The organism is Actinomycetota bacterium (assembly GCA_005774595.1).
Classification (GTDB): domain Bacteria; phylum Actinomycetota; class Coriobacteriia; order Anaerosomatales; family D1FN1-002; genus D1FN1-002.
In genome coordinates, this window is the sequence record VAUM01000224.1 from 1 (window position 1) to 3,282 (window position 3,282).

Below are 3,282 nucleotides of genomic sequence, written 5' to 3' on the forward strand. Positions count from 1 at the left end.
GCGGCGCTTCCGTTCGCGCAGCGTCGTGACGGCGGTCTCGTTCGTGGCGTCGCACGCGAGCTGGTAGCCGCCGAGGCCCTTCACCGCGACGACGCGGCCCTCGCGGAGCAGGCGCGCGGCGGCGTCCACGATCGCGTCCGAGCGGGTGCGCTCGGCGTCGCGGTCGCGGTGCGGGCGAGGGGCCGGCTCGCGCTCCGGCGACCACGACCAGTCGGGGTCGAGGCCGCCGCACTCGGGCGAGAGCGCGTCCAGGTAGAGCCGCGGGCCGCACACGAAGCACGCGTCCGGCTGGGCGTGGAAGCGGCGGTCGGCGGGGTCCGCGTACTCCGCCGCGCACTCGGGGCACATCGGGAACTCGGCCATCGAGGTGGCGGGGCGGTCGTACGGCACGTCGTCGATGACCGTGAAGCGCGGGCCGCAGTTCGTGCAGTTGATGAACGGGTATCGATGGCGGCGGTCGGACGGGTCCGCGGCTTCGGCGGTGCACGCCGGGCAGGTCGCGATGTCGGGCGACACGAGCGTCATCGCGCCCGAACGCGCCTCGGACTCCTCGATGACGAAGCCGGTCAGCCCGCGCGGCTCGACAGCCTCTGCCACGACCTCGTCGACGACCGCCATCGGCGGCGCCTCGTCGCGCAGGGCGAGCGCGAAGGTGTCGACGGCCGCGTCGTCGCCCTCGACGGTGCAGTAGACGCCGTCCGACGCGTTGTGGACGCTGCCCGCGAGCCCGAGCGAACGGGCGAGGTTGTAGACGAAGGGGCGGAAGCCGACCCCCTGCACGACGCCGGTGACGTGCAGCGACAGCGCCTTCATGGGGGCGGGCCGGCTACCGGCCGTGCTTCCCGAAGCCGTCGGCCACGAAGCGGTTGTTGATGAGCACGAACAGCTTGTACGCCTGGTCGAGCAGGATCATCGCCTCGTGGGCGGTCGCCGGGTCGAGCTTCTCCTGCGGCCCATGGAACGGCGAGTCGTGGATGAACGCGTTGCGAGCGCCGCGCAGGACGCGCCAGCGGTGTGGGAAGTCGCGGAAGCCGAGCTCGGCGGCGACCTCCTCGAACTCCTCGCCCGTGAGCGCCGGGAAGAGGCGCCCGATGCGGGCGCCGATGGCGCGCTGGCCGTCGAGCACGACCGAGCGCACGGTCACGTCCGCGCCGTGCGCGGCGAGGATGCGGTCGATGATGTCCTCGAGGATGGACTCGAGGAACGTCTCGGCGAGGATGACGACGACCTCCCAGTCGCCCTCGGCGTTGTAGTGGCGGATGCGTTCGTCCAAGCGGCGCAGCCTGTCCGAGGGGAACGCGCGCGGCCGCGCGCCGCTGCTGTGGCAGTCGGGGCAGGGGACCTCGCCGGCGCCGAAGCGTGCGTCGGCGGACAGGAAGCCGCACTCAGGGCACTGGAAGTACGACGGGGCCTCCGCGGCCGGAGGTCCGTTGTGGGTGGTGTGCGGGATGCTCTTCTGCTTCACGGCGCGATTGTACCAGCGGTGGTGCGCGCGGCGAGTGCGGGCGGCAGCTCGAGCCCGTGCGCCGTCAGCAGCGCCTCGTCCGTGAGCACCTCGCCGGCGAGGCCGTCGGCGACGACGCGGCCGCCGTCCATCACCACGGCCCGCGAGCACAGCCGCCAAGCGACGTCCATGTCGTGCGTGGCGAGGACCATCGTGGCGTCCAGGTCCTGGAGCAGGTCCATCATCCGCCGGCGCGCGCGCGGATCGAGGTTCGAGGTCGGTTCGTCGAGGACGAGCACCGACGGGCGCATCGACAGCACGGTCGCGAGCGCGATCCGCTTGCGCTGGCCGAAACTCAAGTGCTGCGCGGGGCGGGTCGCCTCGCCGGCCAGGCCGACCGCGTGGAGTGCCTCGTGCACCCGCGCGTCGACCTCGGTGGCGGACAGGCCCATGTTGAGCGGCCCGAAGGCGACGTCGTCGTAGACCGTGGTCATGAACAGCTGGTCGTCGGGGTCCTGGAAGACGAGCCCGACGCGCTCGCGCACAGCCCGTACGGTGTTGTCCGCCACCGTCACGCCATCCACGGCGACTGTGCCCGCGCTGCCGCGCAGGATGCCGTTGACGTGGAGCATGAGGGTCGACTTGCCGGCGCCGTTGGGGCCGAGCAGCGCCACGCGCTCGCCGCGAGCCACGCGAAGGTCGACGCCGGACAGCGCCTCGGTGCCGTCCGGGTAGCGGTGTGCGAGGCCGGCGATCTCGATGGCGGGCGTGTCGGGCATCGGCTCCTCGCGTCCTCTCAGTACAGCGCCAGCGCGCCTGCGACGCACAGTGCCACGGCGATCGCGACGAGGTCGGCCGCGCGGGCGTGCAGCGGTTCGGCGCTGGGCAACGTGCCGTCGTACCCGCGCGAGAGCATCGCCGCGTGCACGCGCTCGCCGCGCTCGTACGCCCGCACGAACAGGTTGCCGGCGAGGTTCCCGAGCAGGCGCACGAGGCGCCATCCGCGTAGCCCCGGCGCACGAGACGCGACCGCCGCGCGCATCGACCGCACCTGCGCACGCACGACCTCGGCGAAGCGGTAGGTGAACGAGAGCATCGTGAGGATGACGTCGGGCAGCCGGAGCGCCCGCAGGCCCTTGAACAGGCGCGGCGCCGGGGTCGTCAGCGACAGCAGCACGAGCAGGCTCGCGCTCATCCACGCCTTCGCGAGGATGCTCCACGCGACGAGCCATCCGCCGCCGGCGTAGGCGGCCGCGATCCCGCCCGCGCTCCACGAACCGCCGACGCTCGTGATCGGCGCGAGCAGCGCGATCGTCCCGGCGAACGGGAGCACGATCGCCGAGCGGGCGAGCGCCGTCAGCGGGGGCAGGTTCGCGGCGCCTGTGAGCGCGAGGACGAACGCCGCGAACGCGAATGCCTCGAGCGGCCGCGGGGCGGGCGCCAGCACCACGGCGAGCACGACGACGAGCACCGCGGCGATCTTGGCTCGCGGGTCGAGGTCGTGAACGGGCGACACGACGTACGTGTGCCGCTCGAACCCGGTCGCGTGCGCGTGTTCGTGACCGGGCCGGGGGTCGTGGTGGTGCGGGTGCCGATGGACCGGCGCGTCGGCGTGACCGTGCTCGTGGCGGTGCAGGTCCTCGCCCGCGGACGGCTCCGGCCGCGCATCCCGCGGCGCCGGCCCGGCGTCGCGGGCCCGCACCAGCGCCGCGAGTGCATACAGCACCACCCCCGCGATCGCGGTGCCCGCGAGCCCGGCGAGCACGCCCGCGAGCGTGTGGTCCGCGACGCCGGGCAGGAGGAAGCCGGCGGCGGGGGTGGACAGGACGCCCGGGAGC

General features: G+C 73.8%; 4 protein-coding genes. All 4 read right to left on the minus strand.

What is annotated here, in order from left to right; translation table 11 throughout:
- On the minus strand, window positions 1-813 hold an 813-nt coding region (locus FDZ70_08245), incomplete at its 3' end, for a carbamoyltransferase HypF (protein ID TLM72671.1).
- Between the two features lie 13 nt (window positions 814-826).
- Window positions 827-1,465 carry a hypothetical protein gene (locus FDZ70_08250; GenBank protein TLM72672.1) on the minus strand — a complete coding sequence of 213 codons (639 nt, stop codon included), beginning with the start codon at window positions 1,463-1,465 and terminating at the stop codon, window positions 827-829.
- The gene (locus FDZ70_08255) at window positions 1,462-2,244 is read right to left on the minus strand and encodes an ABC transporter ATP-binding protein (GenBank protein ID TLM72674.1); all 783 of its coding nucleotides are present in this window, start codon (window positions 2,242-2,244) and stop codon (window positions 1,462-1,464) included. The genes FDZ70_08250 and FDZ70_08255 overlap by 4 nt, the downstream gene beginning before the upstream one ends.
- Window positions 2,241-3,282, minus strand: a 1,042-nt coding sequence (gene cbiQ, locus FDZ70_08260) for a cobalt ECF transporter T component CbiQ (protein ID TLM72673.1), incomplete at its 5' end; no start/stop codon positions are given. The genes cbiQ and FDZ70_08255, both read right to left, overlap by 4 nt.